Annotated in this window: 22 protein-coding genes; 17 read left to right on the top strand and 5 right to left on the bottom strand. The window is 69.5% G+C overall.

The features are described 5' to 3' along the window. Positions 1–32 precede the first annotated feature (32 nt). The 3 genes from QF046_RS00740 to coaE are packed head-to-tail and all read left to right on the top strand — an operon-like array spanning position 33 to position 1,911. Positions 33–665, top strand: a complete 633-nt coding sequence (locus tag QF046_RS00740; protein WP_307365204.1) for a CMD domain protein — start codon at positions 33–35, stop codon at positions 663–665. Next, positions 662–1,258: an alkylhydroperoxidase domain protein gene (locus QF046_RS00745; protein WP_307365206.1), complete on the top strand. Its 597-nt coding sequence runs from the start codon at positions 662–664 to the stop codon at positions 1,256–1,258. The genes QF046_RS00740 and QF046_RS00745 overlap by 4 nt, the downstream gene beginning before the upstream one ends. Positions 1,259–1,311: 53 nt before the next feature. Next, a complete protein-coding gene (coaE, locus tag QF046_RS00750; RefSeq protein WP_307365209.1) occupies positions 1,312–1,911 on the top strand; it encodes a dephospho-CoA kinase in 600 nt (199 codons plus the stop codon). Here coaE and QF046_RS00755 read toward each other — a convergent pair. Then, positions 1,898–2,494, bottom strand: a complete 597-nt coding sequence (locus tag QF046_RS00755; RefSeq protein WP_307365212.1) for a DUF4126 domain-containing protein — start codon at positions 2,492–2,494, stop codon at positions 1,898–1,900. The genes coaE and QF046_RS00755 overlap by 14 nt on opposite strands. Positions 2,495–2,551: 57 nt before the next feature. Here QF046_RS00755 and uvrB point away from each other — a divergent pair, with 57 nt between their 5' ends. Beyond that, positions 2,552–4,621 carry an excinuclease ABC subunit UvrB gene (gene uvrB, locus QF046_RS00760; RefSeq protein ID WP_307365214.1) on the top strand — a complete coding sequence of 690 codons (2,070 nt, stop codon included), beginning with the start codon at positions 2,552–2,554 and terminating at the stop codon, positions 4,619–4,621. A gap of 23 nt (positions 4,622–4,644) precedes the next feature. Beyond that, complete coding sequence (locus tag QF046_RS00765) at positions 4,645–4,971, top strand: TfoX/Sxy family protein (protein WP_307365216.1); 327 nt, start codon at positions 4,645–4,647, stop codon at positions 4,969–4,971. Positions 4,972–4,980: 9 nt separating this feature from the next. Here the strand turns inward: QF046_RS00765 and QF046_RS00770 are convergent, their stop codons facing one another. Next, a complete protein-coding gene (locus tag QF046_RS00770) occupies positions 4,981–5,223 on the bottom strand; it encodes a hypothetical protein (protein ID WP_307365218.1) in 243 nt (80 codons plus the stop codon). 45 nt (positions 5,224–5,268) lie between these two features. Here QF046_RS00770 and QF046_RS00775 point away from each other — a divergent pair, with 45 nt between their 5' ends. The 6 genes from QF046_RS00775 (at position 5,269) to QF046_RS00800 (ending at position 9,817) form a co-directional block, all read left to right on the top strand. Continuing rightward, positions 5,269–5,709 carry a MarR family winged helix-turn-helix transcriptional regulator gene (locus QF046_RS00775; RefSeq protein ID WP_307365220.1) on the top strand — a complete coding sequence of 147 codons (441 nt, stop codon included), beginning with the start codon at positions 5,269–5,271 and terminating at the stop codon, positions 5,707–5,709. A gap of 64 nt (positions 5,710–5,773) precedes the next feature. Further along, complete coding sequence (locus QF046_RS00780; protein WP_307365223.1) at positions 5,774–6,514, top strand: DUF4129 domain-containing protein; 741 nt, start codon at positions 5,774–5,776, stop codon at positions 6,512–6,514. Beyond that, positions 6,511–6,999, top strand: coding sequence for a hypothetical protein (locus QF046_RS00785; protein WP_307365226.1), 489 nt, complete (start codon positions 6,511–6,513; stop codon positions 6,997–6,999). Before QF046_RS00780 ends, QF046_RS00785 begins: the two co-directional genes overlap by 4 nt. After that, positions 6,996–7,961 carry a MoxR family ATPase gene (locus QF046_RS00790; RefSeq protein ID WP_307365228.1) on the top strand — a complete coding sequence of 322 codons (966 nt, stop codon included), beginning with the start codon at positions 6,996–6,998 and terminating at the stop codon, positions 7,959–7,961. Before QF046_RS00785 ends, QF046_RS00790 begins: the two co-directional genes overlap by 4 nt. 3 nt (positions 7,962–7,964) lie before the next feature. Continuing rightward, positions 7,965–9,260, top strand: coding sequence for a DUF58 domain-containing protein (locus QF046_RS00795; RefSeq protein WP_307365230.1), 1,296 nt, complete (start codon positions 7,965–7,967; stop codon positions 9,258–9,260). Beyond that, a complete protein-coding gene (locus QF046_RS00800; protein WP_307365232.1) occupies positions 9,257–9,817 on the top strand; it encodes a hypothetical protein in 561 nt (186 codons plus the stop codon). Before QF046_RS00795 ends, QF046_RS00800 begins: the two co-directional genes overlap by 4 nt. On the opposite strand, the gene QF046_RS00805 is transcribed toward QF046_RS00800, so the two are convergent. From QF046_RS00805 to QF046_RS00815, 3 genes are read right to left on the bottom strand one after another with little or no spacing between them, the layout of a single operon-like run. Further along, positions 9,806–11,440: an FAD-dependent oxidoreductase gene (locus QF046_RS00805; protein WP_307365233.1), complete on the bottom strand. Its 1,635-nt coding sequence runs from the start codon at positions 11,438–11,440 to the stop codon at positions 9,806–9,808. The genes QF046_RS00800 and QF046_RS00805 overlap by 12 nt on opposite strands. Then, a complete protein-coding gene (locus QF046_RS00810; protein WP_307365235.1) occupies positions 11,437–13,452 on the bottom strand; it encodes a molybdopterin oxidoreductase family protein in 2,016 nt (671 codons plus the stop codon). Before QF046_RS00810 ends, QF046_RS00805 begins: the two co-directional genes overlap by 4 nt. A 38-nt stretch (positions 13,453–13,490) precedes the next feature. Next, positions 13,491–14,897: an MFS transporter gene (locus QF046_RS00815; RefSeq protein WP_307365237.1), complete on the bottom strand. Its 1,407-nt coding sequence runs from the start codon at positions 14,895–14,897 to the stop codon at positions 13,491–13,493. Between the two features lie 218 nt (positions 14,898–15,115). Here QF046_RS00815 and uvrA point away from each other — a divergent pair, with 218 nt between their 5' ends. The 6 genes from uvrA to gap all read left to right on the top strand — a co-directional run bounded on the left by uvrA (position 15,116) and on the right by gap (position 23,774). Then, complete coding sequence (gene uvrA / locus QF046_RS00820; protein WP_307365239.1) at positions 15,116–18,010, top strand: excinuclease ABC subunit UvrA; 2,895 nt, start codon at positions 15,116–15,118, stop codon at positions 18,008–18,010. Next, positions 18,010–19,908, top strand: a complete 1,899-nt coding sequence (gene uvrC / locus QF046_RS00825; RefSeq protein WP_307365241.1) for an excinuclease ABC subunit UvrC — start codon at positions 18,010–18,012, stop codon at positions 19,906–19,908. Before uvrA ends, uvrC begins: the two co-directional genes overlap by 1 nt. A 27-nt stretch (positions 19,909–19,935) precedes the next feature. Next, a complete protein-coding gene (rapZ, locus tag QF046_RS00830; protein WP_307365243.1) occupies positions 19,936–20,808 on the top strand; it encodes an RNase adapter RapZ in 873 nt (290 codons plus the stop codon). Positions 20,809–20,895: 87 nt separating this feature from the next. Next, complete coding sequence (gene whiA / locus QF046_RS00835; RefSeq protein WP_307365244.1) at positions 20,896–21,888, top strand: DNA-binding protein WhiA; 993 nt, start codon at positions 20,896–20,898, stop codon at positions 21,886–21,888. Positions 21,889–22,036: 148 nt separating this feature from the next. Continuing rightward, positions 22,037–22,663, top strand: a complete 627-nt coding sequence (locus QF046_RS00840) for a superoxide dismutase (RefSeq protein WP_307365246.1) — start codon at positions 22,037–22,039, stop codon at positions 22,661–22,663. A 100-nt stretch (positions 22,664–22,763) separates the two neighbouring features. Further along, a complete protein-coding gene (gene gap / locus QF046_RS00845) occupies positions 22,764–23,774 on the top strand; it encodes a type I glyceraldehyde-3-phosphate dehydrogenase (protein ID WP_307365248.1) in 1,011 nt (336 codons plus the stop codon). Positions 23,775–23,776 lie beyond the last annotated feature (2 nt).

A 23,776-nucleotide genomic window follows, 5' to 3' on the forward strand; every position in this document is an offset into this window, starting at 1 on the left:
TCATCCCGACCCCATCAGACAGGAGCATCCGGATGCCCACCACCGACGTCATAGACACGCTCGTCGGCATCGAGCCGGGCGACCGCCTCGACCAGCTTCGGGCGCGCCGCCCCGAAGCGCGCCAGCACGCCCAGGGCAGCTACGATGCGCTGTTCCGTCCCACGGACGACTCCGACGTCTCCCTGGTCGAGCGCGCAGTCGTCGCCGCGTTCGTCGCGCGTGTGCACGGGGAGTCAGCCGTGAGCGACTTCTACGCCGCCGAGCTGGATCGTCAGACAGCGGATGCCGAGGCAGCCGGATCCCTCATCGCCGCACTGGTTGCGGCGGAGGGCGCACGCGCGGCGGCGCCGGGGCCGTACGGCGCCTTCCACGGCGACATCGCGGGGGAGAGCACGACGGGACCGGAGTACGTCGCCGATGCCGCGCTGAAGGACCAGCTGGGCGGGCGCCTCTCCGCAGCGCTCGAGCACGCGCACCTGCTCGTCTTCCACCCCCGCGACAGTGCCAGAGAGCACCTCGGACGCCTGCTCGCGGCGGGCTGGTCGACCACCGGGATCGTCACCCTGTCGCAGCTGGTGTCGTTCCTCACTTTCCAGATCCGGGTGGTGCACGGTCTGCGCGTGCTGAACGCCGGACTCGCCGCCGAGGAAGGGACCGCACGATGACCGAGGAACTCGCCCCGCAGCCCGAGGTGACGGCGCCGCCCCGCTTCACGCAGCAGCAGCTCGACTGGCTGCCCTGGCTGCAGCCCCTCCCGGAGGACGACTTCACCGATCGGCACTACGAGGCGCTGGTGCAGCGGTCGCGGGTGAGGAACCCTTACTTCCGGCTGCTGGCGCGCGATCCCGACATCCTGCGGGAGCGCACGAAGACCGACCTCGACATCTTCTACAACACCGACGCAGGGTTGCCGCGCGCCGACCGCGAGATCGCGGCCACTGCCGCCTCGCGCGTGAATGGCTGCGTGTACTGCGCCTCGGTGCACTCCGGGTTCGCCTCGCACCACTCCAAGCGCTCCGACGACGTGCAACGTCTGCTCGACGAGGGCGTGACGGCGCGGATCGACCCGCGCTGGGATGCGATCGTGGATGCCGCCGCGGCGCTGACGGCGACGCCCCCGCGTTTCGGCGCCGCGGAACTTTCCGCGCTCGTCGATGCAGGGCTGGACGATCTCGAGGTGCTGGATGCCATCATGGCCGGGTCGTTCTTCAACTGGGCGAATCGGCTGATGCTGTCGATCGGAGAGCCCTCGCTCTGACCGGCGCTCTCCCGACGCCGTCGGCGCTTCGCGGGGCGTGCCAGGATGGACGGATGCCGCTCATCGCCCTCACCGGAGGCATCGCCTCGGGAAAGTCGACCATCGCCGCCCGCCTCGCCGAGCACGGCGCGGAGGTCGTGGACGCCGACAGGATCGTGCGGGAGGTGCAGGCCCCGGGCTCGCCCGTGCTGGCGCGCATCGAGGAGGAGTTCGGCGCGGAGGTGATCGGCGTAGACGGCGCTCTGGACCGCGCCGCTCTGGGCGCCAAGGTCTTCGGTGACGACGAGCGGCTCGCGGTGTTGAACGGCATCGTCCATCCCGCTGTGCGCGCGGAGTCTCAGCGCCGCTTCGACGCGGCGTTCGCGGCTGATCCCGACGCGGTCGTGGTCTACGACGTGCCGCTGCTCGTGGAAGCCCGTGTCGACGATCCGTGGGACCTGATCGTCGTGGCGCACGCGCCGGCATCCGAGCGTCTGCGGCGCCTGGTCGAGTTGCGCGGCATGGACGAGGCGTCGGCGCAGGCGCGGATCGACGCGCAGGTGTCGGACGACAGGCGTCTCGCGATCGCCGACGTCGTGATCGACACGGCCGGCACTCTCGAGACGACCCTCGGCCACGTGGACGAACTGTGGGAGCGGGTCAGTGCGCGCTGACCTCGCGCCTGCGCGCGTGGCGTCGTCGCAGCACGACGACGACGAGAACCACGAAGCCGATCAGGAACAGCACCGCCAGCACGGGGATGACGATCGCGGCCGCGGCGAGCAGGAACGAGGCGCCGTCCTCGACCGTGCTGAGCACGGGAGCGGCCAGCCCGCCGGTGGTGGCGTTGGCGGCCACGCGGGTGGTGGCCTTCGTGACGTGCACGACGAGCGCGACGACGACGCCGATCACGACGGGGACCCACGCGTTCGACGAGAAGAACGAGGCGGGATCATCGACGGCGAGCGTCTGCGCGCTCGCCCCGGCGCCGAAAGCGATGCCGCCGGATGCCGGACGCAGGATGCTTTGGACGACGTCGTTCAGAGAGTCGAGCGCGGGGATCTTGTCGGCGACGATCTCGAGCACGAGCAGCGCCCCGATGATCCACAGTGAGAGGTCGCTGGAGAGCCAGGACCAGCCCCCGGGGAGTTGCACGCCGGGGAGGAAGCGGTCCGCGAGTCCCAGCAGGAACAGTGGCATCCAGGCGTTGAGGCCGGCGGATGCCGCGAGGCTGGTGCCGATGATGAACTCGATCACGGCTCCAGACTAGGGGCATCCGGCCTCGGTGTCCGAGGCTCCGCCTACGCTGGAATCATGCAACCCACGCGCAGCGTCCGTCCGTTCGAGGTGATCAGCGAGTACGAGCCGGCCGGTGATCAGCCCAAGGCGATAGCCGAGCTCGCCGCACGTATCAACGCGGGTGAGACCGACGTCGTGCTGCTCGGTGCGACGGGAACCGGAAAGTCGGCGACCACGGCCTGGCTCATCGAGCAGGTGCAGCGACCGACCCTCGTGCTCGCGCACAACAAGACCCTCGCCGCGCAGCTGGCGAACGAGTTCCGCGAGCTGATGCCGAACAACGCCATCGAGTACTTCGTCTCCTACTACGACTACTACCAGCCAGAGGCGTACGTCCCGCAGACGGACACCTTCATCGAGAAGGATTCCTCGGTCAATGCCGAGGTCGAGCGGCTGCGTCACTCCACGACGAACTCGCTGCTCAGCCGTCGCGACGTCGTGGTGGTCTCGACCGTCTCCTGCATCTACGGACTCGGCGCGCCCGAGGAGTACCTGCGCGCGATGGTGGCGCTGCAGGTGGGGGAGCGGTACGACCGGGACGCGCTGATCCGGCAGTTCATCGCCATGCAGTACAACCGCAACGACGTGGACTTCTCCCGCGGCAATTTCCGTGTGCGGGGCGACACGATCGAGATCATCCCGGTGTACGAGGAGCATGCGATCCGCATCGAGCTGTTCGGCGATGAGATCGAGGCGCTGTACTCCCTGCATCCGCTCACCGGCGAGATCGTCGAGAGGCTCGACTCCGTGCCGATCTTCCCGGCGTCGCACTACGTCGCCGGCACCGACGTCATCCAGCGTTCGATCGGCACGATCGAGGCGGAGCTGGAGCAGCGCCTCGCGGAACTCGAGCGCCAGGGCAAGCTGCTCGAGGCGCAGCGGTTGCGGATGCGCACGACATTCGATCTCGAGATGCTGCAGCAGCTCGGATTCTGCTCCGGCATCGAGAACTATTCGCGGCACATGGACGGTCGCGAGGCGGGGGAGCCGCCCCACACGCTGCTGGACTTCTTCCCCGACGACTTCCTGATGGTGATCGACGAGTCGCACGTGACGGTGCCGCAGATCGGCGCCATGTACGAGGGCGATGCCTCACGCAAGCGCACGCTGGTCGAGCACGGGTTCCGGCTGCCCAGCGCGTTGGACAACCGTCCACTGCGCTGGGACGAGTTCAAGAACCGCGTCGGGCAGACCGTGTACCTGTCGGCGACCCCGGGCAAGTACGAGATGGGCATCGCCGACGGCGTGGTCGAGCAGATCATCCGCCCCACCGGCCTGGTGGACCCCCAGATCATCGTCAAGCCCTCCAAGGGGCAGATCGACGATCTGCTGGAGGAGATCCGGATCCGCGCCGCGCGCGACGAGCGCGTGCTGGTGACCACGCTCACCAAGAAGATGGCCGAGGAGCTGACGGACTTCCTCGGCGAGCACGGCGTGCGCGTGCGCTATCTGCACTCCGACGTGGACACCCTGCGCCGCGTCGAGCTGCTCACTGAGCTGCGCGCCGGTGTGTACGACGTGCTGGTCGGCATCAACCTGCTGCGTGAGGGTCTCGACCTTCCGGAGGTCTCGCTGGTGGCCATCCTGGATGCCGACAAGGAGGGATTCCTCCGCTCGGGAACCTCGCTGATCCAGACGATCGGCCGTGCCGCGCGAAACGTCTCCGGCGAGGTGCACATGTACGCCGACAACATGACGGACTCGATGACCAGGGCGATCGACGAGACCGATCGGCGTCGCGAGAAGCAGGTCGCCTACAACACCGAGCACGGCATCGATCCGCAGCCGCTGCGCAAGCGGATCGCCGACATCACCGAGGTGCTCGCGCGGGAGGCCGCCGACACCGCAGACATGCGGGCAGGGCGGAACAAGTCGGGTCGGGGCAAGTCGCCCACGCCGAACCTCCGACGCACGGGGATCGCGGCCGAGGGCGCCATGCAGCTCGAGGAGACGATCGGAGATCTGTCGGATCAGATGCTCGCGGCCGCCGCGGAGCTCAAGTTCGAGCTCGCGGCCCGGCTGCGCGACGAAGTGCAGGACCTCAAGAAGGAGCTGCGGGCCATGGAGAGGGCCGGCCACGCGTGAGTGCGTGACGGGAGGAATGCGCGATGGATGCTGAGGGGACGGAACTCGCAGATCGGGTGCGGGCGCTGCTGACGTCCGAGCCGAGCCTCGAGGAGAAGCGCATGTTCGGCTCGCGCGCCTTCATGATCAACGGGCGCATCCTGGTCGGTGCGCGAAGCGGGGGAACGCTGCTGGTCCGGCTGACCGAGGAGCACGGTGCCGCGATGCAGACGCGTCCAGGCGCCCGTATCGCGACCATGGGCGGGCGCACTATGGGGCCCAGTTGGCTGGACGTGGATGGTGCAGTGCTCGACGATGACGAGCTGATGTTCTGGATCGATGCCGCTAGGGAAGACAACGCCCCGGTCTGAGCCGGGTTCTCACGGGCACTGCATGAGCGGCTTCGGACCCTCACGGTCGAAGGTGTGCTGATTCATCGGCTTGCCGCAGAGCGGGCATGCCCGCTCTGCGCGCTCCTCGGCGCTGGGCGGGAGCGTGCTCTCGTAGGGGCCCACCGCGGCCGGGCCCGCGAATCTGATCAGCCAGGAGTTGAACCAGGCGTACAGCCCGCCCGCCTGGCGGATGCGGGCGCGCAGCGGGAGGTTCTCGGGCGTGTTCGGCATAACCCTTAGTGTACTAACTATTCGTGTATGCGTATACTCGGGGACGTGTCGACTGATGACGATCTCCTGCTGCTCGAGAACCAGCTGTGCTTCTCGATGGTCACGGCGGCGCGCAATGTCGTCTCGATCTATCGGCCGATCCTTGCGCCCCTGGGGCTGACCCACCCGCAGTACCTGGTGATGCTCGCGCTGTGGGAGCGGTCGCCGCGAGCGCTGCACGACCTGGCGGAGGACCTCGCCCTCGAACCCGCCAGCGCCTCACCACTGGTCAAGAGGCTGGAGCGTGACGGCCTGCTCGAGCGCACCCGCAGCACCGAGGACGAGCGTCGGCTCGAGATCGGCCTCACTGACAAGGGGCGTGCCCTCAGGGCCCGCGCGGTCGACGTCCCGAGGGCCGTGATGGCCAGCCTCGGCATCGACATCCCAACAGTGTCCGCACTGCGCGAGGCGCTCAAGCCGTTCTCCGGCGCCGTACCGGTCGCGTAGCGGATCCGGGGCGCGCGGTCGTCCCCCGCCGGTCGTGCTGCGAGCGAGCGCTTAGGGTGGTTGCATGACCGCGGACGCTGACGACGACACGCGGAAGTCGGCATCCGCTCCGGCGCGCACGCGGTCGTGGATGCCGGCCGGTATCGCGCTCGTCCTGTTCGTCGTGGCGATCCTCGCGGCATCCGTCGCAGGGCGGCCGAGTATCGAGGTGGGACGAAGCGACGCGGCTCCGCTGCCCCTTCCCGGTGCCGAGTCGACCCTGACCGGCACGCCGCCTCCGCCGCCCGGAGGAGAGAGACCCGACAACGCGCTGCTGATCATCGGCATGGTGCTCGCCCTGATCATCGTGAGCCTGCTGGTGATACTGCTGATCTGGACGATCCGCATGCTGATCAGAGCCTGGCGGGACCGCCCGCTGCGCCGACAGCAGGGCATCGAGGTCGACGTCGAGGTGAACGGTGCTGAGCCCGTCGGTGCGGCCGAGCCCGACGCGCCCACTGTCCGGCGGGGGATCGCGGCCGCACGCACCGCCGTCGATGCCCATGCCGACCCGAGCGATGCGATCGTCGCTGCCTGGTTGGGGTTGGAGGAGACCGCGGTCGACTCCGGAATCGGCCGCGCGCTCAGCGAGACGCAGGTGGAGTTCACACTGCGGATGCTGCTGCGCAGGCCCGGCATCGAAGAGCCCGCTCGCGACCTGCTGAGCCTCTACGAGGGCGTGCGATTCGGCGGGCGCGTCGCGGGAGAGCATGACCGCACCGCAGCAGCGCGGGCGCTGGCGCTGATCGAGGCGGGGTGGCGATGAGGATTCTGCGCACGCTGGGTCCGCCGCTCGGCATCGCCGTCCTCTTGGGCATCGCGCTCACGGCAGTGGGCATGCGGGGCGAATACGCCTGGGGCTGGGCCGTGCTCGGCGCGGCGATCATGGTCGCCGTCCGGATGATGATGCCCGATGACCCGCGGGCCGACGCACCGGGGCACGCCGAGGCAGCGGACTACGTCGGCTCCGACGTGTCGCGGCTCGCCTGGGCGATCAGCATCCGCACCGATACCGTCAACGAGGCCGTCACGCGACGCATCCGTGCCACTCTGCGCCGGCGCCTGCTGCGCCACGGCGTCGACGTCGATGACGAACTGCAGGCCGACGCCGTGAATCGGCTGCTCGGAGACGACCTCTGGGCACGGCTGACCAGTCGGCGCACCAGGATCGGCGACCTTCGCGACGCGATCGCCGCCGCGGAGCGCCTGGTGACCAGTCAGACACAGGATTCGACGAAGGAGACGTCATGAACATCCAGGAGATCGCAGAGACCGGTCATCGCATCCGCGCTGCCGTGGCGACGGCGGTCGTAGGAATGGACGATCCCCTCGAGATCGCCCTCGCGACGATCCTCGCCGGCGGCCATGTGCTGTTCGAGGACGTCCCGGGGCTGGGCAAGACCCTGGCCGCTCGCAGCCTGGCATCCGCTCTGGGGTTGTCGTTCCGGCGCCTGCAGTGCACGCCGGACATGCTCCCCGGCGACGTGACCGGCTCGTACGTCTACGCGCCCGACACCGGCGAGTTCGTGTTCCGGCCCGGCCCGATCTTCACCGGTCTGCTGCTGGCCGACGAGATCAACCGCACGACGCCGAAGACGCAGTCGGCCATGCTCGAGGCGATGGCGGAGCGGCAGGTGACCGTCGAGGGCAACAGTTTCGCGCTCGCCCCGCCGTTCCACGTGATCGCCACCGCCAATCCGATCGAATACGAGGGCACCTACGCCCTGCCCGAGGCGCAGTTGGACCGCTTCATGGTGCGCCTGTCGGTGGGCTACCTGGATCAGCAGGGCGAGACGGAGATCCTGCTCGGGCGGGCCCGCCGTCAGCAGGAGGCGACGCAGGTCGAGGCCGTCCTCGCCCCGGGCGAGCTCATCGCCCTGCAGCAGGCTGTGGAGGGCATCCACGTCGACCCCGACGTGGCGGCCTACTGCGTGGCGCTCAGCGCGGCGACCCGCAGCGCCCAGCACATCGCCGTGGGCGCTTCTCCCCGAGGCTCCCAGTCGCTGATGCTGCTCGGTCGGGCGCTGGCCGCGCTGGACGGACGCGAGTACGTGCGTCCCGATGACATCAAGCGGGTGGCGGTCCCCGTGCTCGCGCACCGGCTGACGCTGACACCGCAGGCCTGGGCGCAGGGGATCGAGCCGGCCACGCTGGTGTCGAACCTCGTCCAGACCGTCGCCGTGCCGCCGAGCGTCGCGGCGCTGCGCGGCTGACGCATGAGAACCATGGACATCGCGAGGGGCTCGTCGCGGCGGTCGAGCCCCTCGACCTACCTCGCGATCGTCGGCGCGCTCGGCGCGCTCGTCGTCGGCATCCTGCTCGCCCGTCCCGAGCTGATCGCCGTCGGTCTGCCGTTCGCGCTGTGGGCCGTGCACGCACTGGCCTCACCCGGGGGAGGGACGGTCCATGTGGACATCGCGAAGGTGGAGGACGAGGAGACGGGGCGCCTGAGCGACGACATCGTGATCCGGTCGGACTCCGAGATCGTCGAGGTGGCTGTCATCCAGGCGGAGCGCATCCGGCGCCGGGTCTTCGTGGCCGGCAGTGCGCTGCTGCACTCCCGAGTGCTCCCGCTGCACTCCGGACCCCTGACGAGCGTGGGCGTCGCGGTGCGCGGTCTGGATGCGGATGCCGGATCCCTCGGCGCCCCGCATCCGCGGATCGCCGTCACCCGCACCGTCCAGCCGGTCCTGCGCCGTCTGCCGCGGATGCCGCTGGCCCCGCGTCTGACCGGACTGCACGGTGCGCACGAGGGCAGCCGGCCTGGACAGGGCGGCGACTTCCGCGGCATCAATCCCTTCGCGCCGGGAGACGAACTGCGCCGCGTCGACTGGAAGGCCACCGCCCGTGCGGCCCGCCGCCCCGGGGAGCTTCTCGTGCGGCGGACGAACTCGCTGAGCGACGCCTCGGCGGTCATCGTGATGGACACCGCCGACGACCTGGGCGCGGTCGTCGCCACCTGGGGGAGCCCTGACGCGACCCGGAGCGGCATCACCTCCCTCGACCTCGCTCGCAGCGCGGCCCGATCCCTCGCCGCCGCGACGATCGATCAGGGCGACCGCGTGGCGTTCCACACCCTCGCCCTCGGCGGTCGGACAGTGCGCAGCGGCGGCGGTCGCCGGCACCTCGCCCGCATCGTCGCCGAGATCGCCGCGAGCGGGCGCGCGGGTGATGACGCGCGCTTCCGCCGCACACCGCCCGTGCCGCACGGTTCGATCATCTATGTGCTCTCGACCTTCTTCGATGGCGCGGCCGCCGAGATCGCGATGCGCTGGCGCGCGAGCGGGCATCGCGTGGTCGCCGTCGACACCCTTCCCGACCTTGATCGGAGCAGACTGACCACGGAGCGCAGTCTCGCGCTGGACGTGCTGCTCGCCGAGCGGCAGGACATGCTGCATCAGCTGCGCGAGGCCGCGGTGGAGACCGTGCGCTGGTCCTCGGGGATCGACGGCGCGCTGGCCGCACTCGCCAGGACGGGCGGCACGATCGCGCAGAGCGGAGCCCGGCGATGACCCGCGATGCGCGGCTCGTGATCGGTGCCGCGGTGCCCGGCGCGCTCCTGCCCGTCGCGGCGGCCGCGGTCGCGGGAGGCGCCGCCGCGCTGATCGGGATGCCCACGCTGTGGGTCGCCGTGGCGTCGGCGGCTCCACTCCTCGGCGGCATCGTCCGGATGATCGGCGGCGCCTGGATCGCGGCCGCGCTCCTCGTGATCGGTCTGGTGGCGGCCGACTCCTCGCCGTGGAGCACCGCGACCGTGATCGCCGCCGTGCACCTGCTGCAGGTGCTCGGCTCGCTCATGCTCGTCATCCCGCTGCGGTCCCGGATCGCGGTCCGCGCGCTCACGCCGACCGCCGTGCGCTTCGTGCTCGTCCAGCTGCTCTGCCAGGCGGTCGGCGTGCTCGCCTCGCTGCTGCCGACGCGGTCGGGGCTTCCCCTCGCGGCGATCGCGGGAGCCGTCTCCGCGCTGGTCTTCACCGTCCTCCTGGTACGGATGCTGCGGGCGCGGCGCGGCGGTGCGTTCTCGAAGCCTGACAGCGCTCGGGTCGCCGGCGGCTCCTCAGAGACCTGAGGGGACGGACAGCGCTTCAGCGGACGACGAGGGGATCGCGGGGATGCTGAGCGCGCCCCTTCGTGCGATGAGTTCCGCGATCCGGTCGCGGCATCCACCGCATCCGGTGCCGGCGCGGGTCTTCGCGCTCACGCCCGCCACCGTCTCCGCGCCCTCGTCGACGGCGCCCGCGATGCGCTCCACCGTCACGCCGTTGCACCAGCACACCGTCGCATCCGGCGCGAAGGGGTCACCGGCAAGTGCCTCATCGGCGTCGACGCCGTCGAGCCGGAGCAGTGCACCGCGGTCGGCGGGAAGCTCCGCACCCCGCTCGAACAGGAGGGTGAGCTCCGCTCCGGCCCGAGGCATCCCGACCGCGATGAAACCCTCGAGGATGCCGGCGCGCGTGACCATCTTGACGTAGGTCCCGCGGGCCGGGTCGAGCCACTGCGTCACCTGGCGTTCGTGACCGCAGGCGACCGCGTGCGCGTCCTCGTCCCAGGGCCCGGGGTCGACGTCGCCGCCGGCGACGACATCGACGCGCTCGGCCTTGAGAGTCACCACGGCGGGCCGGGCCTGGAGCGCCGTCGTCCCGTCCTTCTCCTCGCCGGAGAGGCGTGCCGCGAGCGCGTCCGCCTGCCTCCACCCAGGGCCGATGAGACCAGAAGGCGCTCCGGGCACGTAGCCGTCCGCGCGAGCCGAATCGTGAGCGGCAATCTGCGCGCAGTCGCCGATCGCATGGATCGCAGGGTCCGTCCAGCTCGTCAGGTCCGCGTCGACCAGAATGCCCGTCGACGCGGCGAGGCCGGCGGCGACGGCGAGTTCCACGCGTGGTGACGCCCCGACCGAGAGCAGCAGCAGATCGCCGTGCACGAGCTTGCCGTCGGCGCAGACGAGGGCATCGAACCGCGCGACGCCGTCCTCGTCCGTCCGGGTGACGATGCTCTCGGCGACGGAGTGCGCGAGCAGTTCCACCCCGGCCCCGCGCGCCGTGCGCGCCAGCATCCGCCCGCCGTCGTCGTCCAGATTGCGCCCCATCGGGACACCGCCGGTGTGGACGACGACGATGTCCGCTCCCTGCTCGCGCGCGGCAAGGGCGACCTCGAGCCCGAGCACCCCGGCGCCGAGCACCACGATCCTCCGTCGGTCGCGGACGGCGGCCGCGACCGAGGCCGCATCCGCGAGATCGCGCAGCGTCGTGACGCCGCGGGGGAGCGCGTGCTCTCCGCGGTCCAGCCGCTCCGGATGCTGTGCACGCACCAGACGGTGACGTCGAGCCTTCTCGATGCCGTACAGGGTGGGGATGTTCGCACGCGCACCGGTGGCGAGCACGAGGTGATCATAGGGAACGCGGTCGCCGCTGCTGGTGCGGACGACGCGGCCGTGCCGGTCGATCGCGATCCCCGCCTCGCCGAGTCGAACGGATGCTCCGGCTTCGACGGCATCCGCTGCGCCGGGCAGGTCCAGGCGTGCACGAGTGGCTCTGCCGACCGCGTGCTCGGCGATCAGCACGCGGTTGTACACGTCGTCGCGCTCGGCTCCCAGCACCACGAGGTCGACCCTGCCGTCGCGGACGGCGGGGAGCATCGCCTCCACGAACCGGGCTCCGACCGGGCCGAAGCCGATCACCACGACCCTCATCATGCGGGCGCCCCCGCCTTCGCCAGCGTGACGCGGGTGCGTTTGAACTCGGGCATCGCCGAGATCGGGTCGACGACCGCCTCGGTGAGCAGGTTGGCGCGCTGGCCGTCGGGAAAGTGGAACGGCAGGAACACGGTGTCGTGCCGGATGTCGGCGGTGATCTCGGCGCGAGCGCGAACGGCTCCCCGGTCGTTCGAGATCAGGACCTCGTCGTCCTCGCCGACGGCGAGGCCCGCGGCCGTCGCAGGATGCAGCTGCACGGTCAGTTCCGGGCGGGCGTCGACGAGCTCGGGAACGCGTCGTGTCTGCGCGCCGGACTGGTAGTGCTCGAGCAGCCTGCCTGTGATCAGTGTCATCCCGGGGGCGGCGATCGTGTCGCGGGCCGGTGAGACCGCGACGATGCGCGCGCGGCCGTCGTCGTGCGCGAACCTCTGCTCGAAGAGCCGGGCGGTCCCCGTGGATCCGGCGGGGTAGGGCCAGTACGCGGGCGCGCCGGTGTCGAGCAGCGCATGACTGAGACCGGAGTAGTCGGCGATGCCGCCGGCGGACGCGCGAGCGAGTTCGTCGAACACCGCAGCGGGATCCGTCGACCAGTCGCCCGGTGCGGCGAGGCGGCGGGCGAGCTCACTCATGATCCACAGCTCGCTGCGAGCGTCACCCGGAGCCTCGATCGCCTGGCGGCGACGGATCACCCGCCCCTCCAGCGAGGTCATGGTGCCCTCCTCCTCGGCCCATTGGGTGACGGGCAGCACATAATGCGCGAGGGCGGCGGTCTCGGAGAGGAAGAAGTCGCACACGACGAGAAGGTCGAGCGTGGCGAGATCCCGTGCGACGGACGCGGCGTCGGGGGCGGAGACGACGACGTTCGAACCGTGCACGAGCAGGGCCGCGACCTCGTCGCCGAGCATGCCGAGCAGCTCCATCGCGGGGACGCCCGGGCCCGGGATCGTCGATGCGTCGACGCCCCACACCTCGGCGACGTGGCTGCGGGCGTCCGGGTCGGTGATCCTGCGGTAGCCGGGCAGCTGGTCGCACTTCTGCCCGTGCTCCCGGCCGCCCTGCCCGTTGCCCTGCCCGGTGAGGGTGCCGTACCCGCCGCCGACCGTGCCGGGCAGCCCCAGAACGAGCGCGAGATTGATCGCGGCCGTCGCCGTGTCCGTGCCATCGGCGTGCTGCTCGACGCCGCGTCCGGTGAGGATGAAGGTGCGCGGTCGATCGGCGAGGCGTCTGGCGACCTCGCGCAGCCGTGCGGCGGGAACGCCGGTCACGGACTGCACGCGCTCGGGCCACCATGCCCCGACGCTGCGGTGCAGCTCCTCGATCCCGCTGGTGCGGGTCTCGAGATACTCGAGGTCCGCGAGGCCCTCGGCGAGCACCACGTGCGTGAGTCCGAGCAGCAGGATCAGATCCGTACCGGGCGCCGGCTGCACGTGCATCCCGGCGCCGTCCTCGGTGAGGCGGGCCGTCGCGGTCCGGCGCGGATCGACGACGATCAGCCCGCCGGATGCCCTGGCGCCGGAGAGGTGGCCGATCAGGGGCGGCATCGTGGCGGCGACGTTCGAGCCGAGAAGAAGGATCGTGTCCGCGTCGTCGAGGTCGGCGAGGGGGAAGGGCAGGCCCCGGTCGATGCCGAACGCGCGGTTGCCTGCGGCGGCCGCGCTCGACATGCAGAACCGGCCGTTGTAGTCGATGCGGCTCGTGCCCAGTGCGATGCGGGCGAACTTCCCGAGTTGATAGGCCTTCTCATTGGTCAGGCCGCCGCCGCCGAAGACTCCGACCGAGTCGGCGCCGCGCGTCGAGCGCAGCGTGCGCAGGCGCTCGGCGATGTCGTCCAGCGCATCGCCCCAGGGGACCGTCTCGAAGCCGTCCGCCGTGCGCCGCAGGGGAGACGTCACGCGCTCCGGATGCCGGAGCAGCTCCGCCGAGGTCCAGCCCTTCTTGCACAGCCCGCCGCGGTTGGTCGGGAAGTCGCGCGGTGCGACGTCGGCTCCGGCGTCCGTGGGCGTCAGCGTCATCGCGCACTGCAGAGCGCAGTACGGGCAGTGCGTGGCCGTCACAGCCGAGTCCCCGTACGCCGGCCCGCGCGTACGTACACGAGCGCGGTGACGGCGATCATGACGAGGTAGGCGCCGAGGAACCAGCCCAGCCCTGCTGTGTATCCGCCGGTGGTCGCCTTCGACAGGCCGAGCACCTGCGGGACCAGGAAGCCGCCGTAGGCGCCGATGGCGGAGATGACGCCGAGCGCCGCCGCCGCCTTGCGCTGCGATCCGATGTCACCGGAGGTGCGGTGCGCGTCATCGGCCCCCGCACGCCAGGAGAAGACGGTCGGGATCATGCGGTAGGTGGCGCCGTTGCCCATGCCGCTTGCCGTGAAGAGCAGCAGGAAGAGGGCCAGGAAGCCCCAGAATCCGATCAACGGGAGCATGACCATGACGACCGCGGTCAGCGCGGCCATCGCGATGAACGCGCCGAGGGTGATGACCGCTCCGCCGAACCGGTCGGCCAGCTTCCCGCCGTAGGGGCGGGCGAGCGAGCCGCACAGTGCGCCGAGGAAGGCGAGGGACAGTGTCGCGGTGCCGATGTGGAAGGACGAGAACTCCGGGAACTGGTCGACGATGAGCTTGGGGAACACACCGGCGAAGCCGATGAACGAGCCGAACGTGCCGAGGTAGAGGAACGCCAGGATCCACAGATGCGGTTCGCGCAGCGCGGCGGCGGAGGCCGCGAAGTCCGAGCGCGCAGTGGACAGGTTGTTCATGCGCAGCGCGGCCCCGACGACCGCGACGATGATGAGCGGCACCCAGACCCAGCCGGCCGCGGGGAGGGCCAGCGTGCTCGCCGCGCCGATCGTGATGACGATCGGAACGACGAACTGGGCCACTGCGGCGCCGAGGTTGCCGCCCGCGGCGTTCACTCCCAGGGCCCAGCCCTTCTCGCGCTGCGGGTAGAAGAACGTGATGTTGGACATGGAAGAGGCGAAGTTGCCTCCGCCGAGTCCAGCGAGGGCGGCAATGCCCAGCATCACCGGGAACGGCGTCTCGGGGCTGCCGACGCAGAGCGCGAGACCGATCACGGGCAGCAGCAGCAGAGCGGCCGACACGACGGTCCAGTTGCGGCCGCCGAAACGCGCGACCATGAACGTGTACGGGAAGCGCAGCGTCGCTCCGACCAGACTCGGCATCGAGATGAGCCAGAACGTCTGCCCGACATCGAACGCGAATCCCGCCGTCGGCAGCGAGATCACCACGATCGACCACAACTGCCAGACGACGAACCCGAGGAACTCCGCGAAGATCGACCAGCGCAGGTTGCGGCCCGCGATGCGGCGTCCGCCCGACTCCCACTGTCCATGGTCCTCGGCATCCCAGCCGTCGATCCAGCGTCCGGCTCTGAAGGTGAGGGCGCCGACAGCGGCGATCGGAGCCGTGCGCGGTGCTGATGCGGAGTCGATCGCGGTCATGGGTTCTCCGTTGCTCGGATGCCTGCCTGATTGATCCGAGAGTAGGAAGGCGATGTTTCCGGGGTGGTCGCCTGCCGATATCGGCGATGTAACACCGTCCTCACCGGCGCCGGGAGCGAGTGTGAGGGAAGAGCGGGCGGGGCGGCGCCGCGGCGAGGACGTCCGACCCTGACAGCGCTCTCGGCGCCAGTGTCGGTGGCCACTCATAGACTTGACCGGTGCCAATCGTTCCCGTCGCCTCGTCCGGAAAACTCAGTGTCCGCGGTGCCCGCGTGCACAATCTCAAGAACGTCGACATCGACATCCCCCGCGACTCGCTCGTCGTCTTCACGGGACTGTCGGGGTCCGGCAAGTCGAGCCTCGCGTTCGACACGATCTTCGCCGAGGGGCAGCGTCGGTACGTCGAATCGCTGAGCGCCTACGCGCGTCAGTTCCTCGGCCAGGTCGATCGGCCCGATGTCGACTTCATCGAAGGGCTCAGCCCCGCGGTGTCGATCGACCAGAAGTCGACCAACCGCAACCCGCGCTCGACCGTCGGAACGATCACCGAGATCCACGACTACATGCGCCTGCTGTGGGCGCGCATCGGCATCCCGCACTGTCCCGAGTGCGGTGAGCGCATCCAGCGCCAGACCGTCCAGCAGATCGCCGATCAGCTCATGGAGCTGCCCGAGCGCACGCGCTATCAGATCGTCGCTCCTGTCATCACGCAGAAGAAGGGCGAGTTCGCCGACCTGTTCAAGGAGCTCGGCGCCAAGGGCTACTCCCGTGCGATCGTCGACGGCGACCTGATCCAGCTGGCCGAGCCGCCGAAGCTGAAGAAGAGCTACAAGCACGACATCGCGGTCGTGGTCGACCGCCTGGTGGCATCCGACGACATCCTCGGCCGCGTCACCGACTCGGTCGAGACCGCGCTGGGCCTGGCCGGCGGCATCATGCAGGTGAACTTCGTCGACGAGTCCGGCGACGACGCCTGGCAGTCGTTCTCCGAGAAGCTGGCGTGCCCGAACGGGCACCCGATCGCCCTCACCGAGATCGAACCGCGCACCTTCTCGTTCAACGCGCCGTTCGGCGCCTGCCCGGCATGCGCCGGTCTCGGCACCCGCATGTCGGTCGACTCCGACCTGCTTCTGGGCGACGAGGAGCTGTCGATCCGCGAAGGCGCGATCCTGCCGTGGACGACGCAGGGCAAGGGGCTGTTCCAGTACTACGAGCGCCTGCTCGAGGGGCTCGCCCGCGATCTGGACTTCTCCCTGGACACGCCGTGGAACCAGCTGCACTCCGATGTCCGCGAGGCCGTGCTGCGGGGCGACGACTACAAGGTCAGCGTCAAGTGGAAGAACCGCTACGGGCGGGAGATGCGCTACACATCCGGCTTCGAGGGCGTCGTGCCCTACATCGAGCGGCAGTACCTGCAGGCCGAGTCCGACACCCAGCGCGGCCGTTGGGGCGAATACCTCCGCGAGGTGCCATGCCCGGTGTGCGACGGCGCCCGATTGAAGCCCGAGGTGCTCGCCGTGAAGGTGCACGGGCACTCCATCGCCGAGGTCTCGAGCCTGAGCCTGGCCGAAGCCAGCACGTTCATGCACACGCTCGTGCTCACCGACCGCGAGGCGAAGATCGCCGCGCAGGTTCTGCGTGAGATCCGCCTGCGTCTGGAGTTCCTGCTGCAGGTGGGGCTGGCCTACCTGAACCTCGGTCGCTCGGCGGGCTCCCTCTCCGGCGGCGAGGCCCAGCGCATTCGTCTGGCGACCCAGATCGGCTCCGGACTGACCGGTGTGCTGTACGTCCTGGACGAGCCCTCGATCGGGCTGCACCAGCGCGACAACCGCCGTCTGATCGACACGCTCGTGCGGCTGCGCGACCTCGGCAACACGCTGATCGTCGTCGAGCACGACGAGGAGACCATCGAGGCGGCCGACTGGGTCGTCGACATCGGACCCGGCGCCGGCGTCAACGGCGGATCGGTGGTGCACTCCGGGCCGTACTCCGCCCTGCTGGGGGAGACCGAGTCGATGACCGGCGACTACCTGGCGGGTCGGCGCGAGATCGTCACACCGAAGAAGCGTCGCAGGATCGACAAGAAGCGGATGCTGAGCGTCGTCGGCGCCCGCGCCAACAACCTGCAGAACGTCACGGCCGACTTCCCGCTGGGCGTGCTCACCGCGGTCACCGGGGTGAGCGGATCCGGCAAATCGTCCTTGGTGAACGACATCCTGTACCAGGTGCTCGCCGCGCGACTCAACGGAGCGCGCACCGTTCCGGGCAAGCACACCCGCGTCACCGGGCTCGACAACCTCGACAAGGTCGTGCACGTCGACCAGGCGCCCATCGGGCGCACTCCGAGGTCGAACCCGGCCACCTACACGGGAGTGTTCGACCGCATCCGGACCCTGTTCAGCGAGACCCCCGAGGCGAAGGTGCGCGGCTACCTTCCCGGCCGCTTCAGCTTCAACGTCAAGGGCGGACGCTGCGACGCATGCTCCGGCGATGGCACGATCAAGATCGAGATGAACTTCCTGCCCGACGTGTACGTGGACTGCGAGGTCTGCCACGGCAAGCGGTACAACCGCGACACCCTGAGCGTGCACTACAAGGGCAAGAACATCGCCGAGGTGCTCGAGATGCCGATCGCCGAGGCGGCCGAGTTCTTCGAGCCGATCCAGGCGATCCACCGCTACATGAAGACGCTCGTCGACGTCGGCCTCGGCTATGTGCGGCTCGGCCAGGCGGCCACCACCCTCTCCGGGGGCGAGGCGCAGCGCGTCAAGCTCGCCACCGAGCTCCAGCGCCGCAGCAACGGCGGCAGCATCTACGTGCTCGACGAGCCGACCACCGGTCTGCACTTCGAAGACGTCCGCAAGCTGCTCGAGGTGCTGAACGGACTCGTCGACAAGGGCAACACGGTGATCGTCATCGAGCACAACCTCGACGTGATCAAGTCGGCGGACTGGGTGATCGACCTGGGTCCTGAGGGCGGTTCCGGCGGCGGGGAGATCCTGGCGACGGGCACTCCCGAGCACATCGCCGCGGTCGAGGAGAGCCACACCGGCCGCTTCCTCGCCGAGGTGCTGGGCACGTCGACGGCCGGTCGGGCCCGCAAGGCGGGCTGATGGCGGACGTCCTGCCGTACAAGCCGCGCACGGGGGAGATCCCCACCGACCCCGGCGTGTACCGCTTCCGCGATGCCGAGGGGCGCGTGCTGTACGTCGGCAAGGCCAAGAATCTGCGTCAGCGCCTGTCCAACTACTTCGCACCGCTGCGCACGCTGCACGAGCGCACCCGGCGGATGGTCACCACCGCGGCATCCGTGGAATGGACGGTGGTCGCGACCGACGTCGACTCGCTGCAGCTGGAGTACATGTGGATCAAGGAGTTCGATCCGCCCTTCAACGTGCGCTACAAGGACGACAAGTCGTATCCGTTCATGGCGATCACCCTCGCCGATGAGGCGCCCCGAGTGATCGTCACGCGCAATCGGAAGATCCCCGGTGCGCGCTACTTCGGCCCGTACCCGAAGGTGTGGGCCGTGCACGACACCATCGACCTGATGATCAAGGCGTTCCCGATCCGCACCTGCAGCGACGCCAGCTATCGGCGAGCCATGCAGACCGGCAGACCGTGCTTCCCCGGTCAGATCGGCAAATGCGGCGGACCGTGCTCCATGACCGTCACGATCGAGGAGCACCGCGCGATGGTCGACGACTTCATCGCCTTCATGGCGGGCGGCGACGAGCGGTTCACGCGCGACCTGACGAAGCGGATGCAGGCGGCATCCGCAGCCATGGATTATGAGGCCGCCGCGAAGTACCGCGACAAGCTCGCGTCGATCGAGGCGGTGCTCGGCAAGAGCGCACTGGTGCTGCCCGCCGATGAGGATGCCGACCTGTTCGGCGTCGCCGAGGACGAGCTCTCCGCTGCCGTGCACCACTTCGTCATCCGCGGTGGGCGAGTGCGCGGCGTGCGCTCGCTGGCGATCGACAAGGAGCTCGACATCGCGCGCGGCGAGCTGATCGACCAGGTGCTGCAGCGGGTCTACGGCGATTCCACCGACATCCCGCGACGCGTTCTCGTTCCCGTGCTGCCGGAGGACGCCGCCGAGCTCGAGCTGTGGCTGCGGGACCGACGCGGGCGCAGGGTCGAGATCGCCGTGGCGCAGCGCGGTCAGCGCGCCGAGCTGATGCGCACGGCGACCCTGAACGCCCAGCAGGCTCTGCTTCGCCACAAGACGCGGCGCACCAGCGACTACGTGGCCCGCACGCAGGCGCTCACCGACCTGCAGGAGGCGCTCGGCATGTCCGAGGCGCCGCTGCGCATCGAGTGCTTCGACATCTCTCATCTGGGCGGGACGAACGTCGTGGCCTCGATGGTCGTCTTCGAGGACGGGCTGCCGCGCAAGGATCAGTACCGCTCGTTCAACATCGCCGAGACCACCGACGACACCGACTCGATGTACCAGGTGCTCACGCGGCGGCTCGCCCGGGTGGACTCCGCACCGGAGCCGGAGGACGAGGGCGACAGCGAGGTCATGGAGGCCGGCAAGCGCAAGCCGCGCTTCGCCTACAAGCCGCAGCTGCTGATCGTGGACGGCGGTCAGCCCCAGGTGCAGGCGGCCGCGCGCGCACTGCGCGACAGCGGGCGCACCGACATCGCCCTGTGCGGCATCGCGAAGCGGCTGGAGGAGATCTGGCTGCCCGGCGACGACTTCCCGGTGATCCTGCCGCGCACCAGCGAAGCGCTCTACCTCGTCCAGCGCCTGCGCGACGAGGCGCACCGCTTCGCGATCACGCACCAGCGCCGGCGCAGACGGCGCGACATCAACAGCGTGCTGAGCGAGATCCCGGGACTCGGGGAGTCCCGGATCAAGGCGCTGCTGCGCCACTTCGGTTCCGTGACGGCACTGCGCTCGGCAACGGTCGATCAGATCAGCGAGGTCTCCGGAATCGGCCCGACGCTGGCCTCGAGCATCCGCACGCACCTGGTGGGCGAGCAGGCCACCCCGACTGGCTAGGCTGGAGGCCGAGGAAGGGAGTCGACGATGGCGGCGGCAGATGAAGGCCAGTTCCTGATCGTGACGGGAATGTCGGGCGCGGGGCGCACGACGGCCGCGAATGCCCTCGAAGACCTCGGCTGGTACGTCGTCGACAATCTGCCTCCTCAGATCCTTCGCCCTCTGCTCGAGCTCACCGACATGGGCGCGGGCAACATGCCCAAGATCGCCGCTGTCGTCGATGTGCGCGGGCGCAGCCTGTTCGACGACTTCCCGGGCGTGGCCAGGGCGCTGAGCGCCCGCGGGGGAGTGAAGGTGCTCTTCCTGGACGCCTCCGATGATGTGCTGGTGCGTCGTTTCGAGTCCGTGCGCCGCCCGCATCCATTGCAGGGCGACGGCACGCTGCTCGACGGGATCCGCATGGAGCGGGCACGTCTGGCGCCCATCCGGGAGGCGGCCGACCTGCTCATCGACACGTCGGGCCTGAACATCCACCAGCTCGCGATGCAGGTCTCCGACATGTTCAGCGAGGAGGGCGCCGCCCGCCACCGCCTGACCCTGCTCAGCTTCGGGTTCAAATACGGGCTGCCGACGGACGTCGACCACGTCGCCGACATGCGATTCCTCCCCAACCCCTTCTGGAACGAGAAGCTGCGCGATCACACCGGGCAGCAGCAGGACGTGCGGGACTACGTGCTGTCGCGTCCAGGCGCGGCGGAGTTCCTCGACGCCTACGTGCAGATGCTGCGTCCTGTGCTCGAGGGGTATCAGCGCGAGAACAAGAGCCACTCCACCGTCGCGATCGGCTGCACGGGCGGCAAGCACCGTTCCGTCGCGATGGCGGAGGAGATCGCCCGCCGTCTCGCAGATGCACCGGGCGTCGCCGTGAACGTGCGGCATCGAGATCTCGGTCGGGAATGAGCTCCGGCCGCGGCGGTGCAGACGCCGACGGCCTTGTAAGCTGGTTCCTTGCGCCGCGATCCGGCGCGAGGATCGTGAAGGAGTCCCGTGGCATTAACGACCGACGTCAAGTCTGAGCTCGTCGGCATCCGCAACGCACCCCCGACGGTGCGTGTTGCCGAGGTGACGACCATTCTTCGTTTCGCGGGTGGGCTGCACTCCATCGCCGGCCGTGTGGCCGTCGAGGCAGAGGTGGATGCCGAGACTCTCGCCCGCCGGGTCAGCCGCGATCTCGCGGAGATCTACGGCGTGCGGCCGGAGATCGCCCAGGTGAAATCCAGCACCGCGCAGAGCGGCAGCATCAACGACGGCGTCCGCTGGGCGGTGCGCGTCATCGGCGCAGGGGAGACCCTGGCCCGTCAGACCGGACTGCTCGACGCCCGACGTCGTCCCGTGCGCGGCCTTCCCAACCGCCTCACCACCGGTGCGCCGGAGGAGCTCGCCGGCATCTGGCGCGGCGCCTTCCTCGCCGCCGGCTCACTCAGCGAGCCCGGCCGTTCGGCTGTCCTCGAGGTCTCCTGCCCGTCCGCCGAAGCCGCGATGGCCCTCGTGGGCGCCGCCCACCGGCTCGGCGTGGCGGCGAAGGCCCGTGAGGTGCGCGGCATGCAGCGCGTGGTGGTCCGTGAGGGCGAGGCGATCCGCACCATCCTCACCGCGATGGGCGCGCGGCGCACCGCGGTCACCTGGGAGGAGATGCGTCAGCGTCGCGAGGTGCGCGCGGGCGTGAACCGCCTTGTCAACTTCGACGACGCCAACCTCCGCCGCTCCGCCCAGGCGGCTGTGGCGGCCTGCGCCCGGGTCGAGCGCGCACTCGAGATCCTCGCCGACGACGTGCCGGAACACCTGCGCACCGCGGGCAACCTGCGCCTGGCGCATCGCGACGCGAGCCTGGACGAGCTCGGTCACCACGCCGACCCGCCGATGACCAAGGACGCCGTCGCCGGCCGCATCCGTCGCCTTCTCGCGATGGCCGACAAGCGTGCCCAGCAGGAGGGCATCCCGGGCACGGATGCCGCGGTACCCGCCGGACTCGACGACTAGCGATACGTCACGCGCTTCGTCACGCCGGGAAGGATCTCTCGCCCGGGCGGGTTGGCGTCAGTAGGATGTGAAAGGTCTGCTCCGCGACGCATACGGCATCGCGGAGAACGCAAGCGCCGCGGCGCGGCGCGGATTGGATGATATCGACATGGCGACATACACGCTCCCCGAGCTCCCCTACGATTTCGCGGCTCTCGAGCCCCACATCAGCGGCAAGATCATGGAGCTGCACCATGACAAGCACCACGCGGCGTACGTCGCCGGGGCGAACGCCGCGCTCGACGCACTCGCCGAGGCACGCGACAGCGGCAACCTCGCGAACGTGAACAAGCTCGAGAAGGACCTGGCCTTCAACCTCGGCGGCCACGTCAACCACTCGATCTTCTGGACGAACCTCTCCCCGAACGGCGGTGGGCAGCCTGAGGGCGAGCTCAAGACGGCGATCGACGAGTTCTTCGGCTCGTTCGAGAAGTTCCAGGCGCACTTCACCGCCGCGGCCATGGGCATCCAGGGCTCCGGCTGGGCCGTGCTCAGCTGGGACTCGATCGGCTCGCGCCTGATCATCCAGCAGATGTTCGACCAGCACGCCAACACGGCGATGGGCACCATTCCGCTGTTCCAGCTGGACATGTGGGAGCACGCCTTCTACCTGGACTACCTGAACGTGAAGGCCGATTACGTCAAGGCCGCGTGGAACATCGCCAACTGGGAGAACGTCGCGCAGCGGTTTGAAACAGCGCGCGAGAAGACCACCGGTCTGCTGGTACTGTCGTAAAAGATGGGCGTCCTGATGGGCGTTTTGCCCATCAGGACGCCGTTGTCCGCGCAATCCGCGAATTTTACGCACTTCCTTGATTAAGAACCAGGAGACTTTCGTGTCTGTCAAGATCGGTATCAACGGCTTCGGTCGTATCGGGCGAAACTTCCTTCGCGCAGCCCTCGCACAGAACGCTGACCTCGAGATCGTGGCGGTGAACGACCTCACGGACAACGCGGCTCTCGCGCACCTGCTGAAGTACGACTCCGTCGGCGGCCCCCTGGGCGTCGAGGTCTCGCACGAGGGCGACGTCATCACCGTCGCCGGCAAGGCCATCAAGGTCCTCGCGGAGCGCGACCCCGCAGCTCTGCCCTGGGGCGAGCTGGGTGTGGACATCGTCATCGAGTCGACCGGACGCTTCACCAAGGCTTCCGACGCCGGCAAGCACATCGCCGGTGGCGCCAAGAAGGTCATCATCTCGGCACCGGGCACCGACGTCGACGGCACCTTCGTGGTGGGCGTGAACGAGGACACCTACGATGCCGCGACCATGAACATCATCTCGAACGCGTCGTGCACCACGAACTGCCTCGCGCCGCTCGCCAAGGTGTTCAACGACGCCTTCGGCATCGAGCGCGGCTTCATGATGACGGCTCACGCGTACACCGCTGACCAGAACCTCCAGGACGGCCCGCACAGCGACCTCCGTCGCGCCCGCGCCGCGGCGATCAACATCGTCCCCGCATCGACCGGTGCGGCCAAGGCCATCGGCCTGGTCATGCCCGAGCTCAACGGCAAGCTGAGCGGCTCGTCGTACCGCGTGCCGGTTCCCACCGGCTCGATCGTCGACCTGACGATCATCGCCGAGCGCGACGACCTCACCGTCGACGAGATCAACGCCGTGTACCGCGAGGCAGCCGCGAGCGGTCGCCTGCAGGGCATCCTGGAGTACACCGAGGACGAGATCGTGTCGAGCGACATCCAGCTCAACCCGCACTCCTCGGTCTTCGACTCCGGTCTCACCAACGTCAGCGGCAACCTGGTCAAGGTCTCCAGCTGGTACGACAACGAGTGGGGCTACTCGAACCGCCTGGTCGACCTGACCGAGTACGTCGCCGAGCGTCTCTGATC

The organism is Microbacterium sp. W4I4 (assembly GCF_030816235.1).
Lineage (GTDB): Bacteria > Actinomycetota > Actinomycetes > Actinomycetales > Microbacteriaceae > Microbacterium.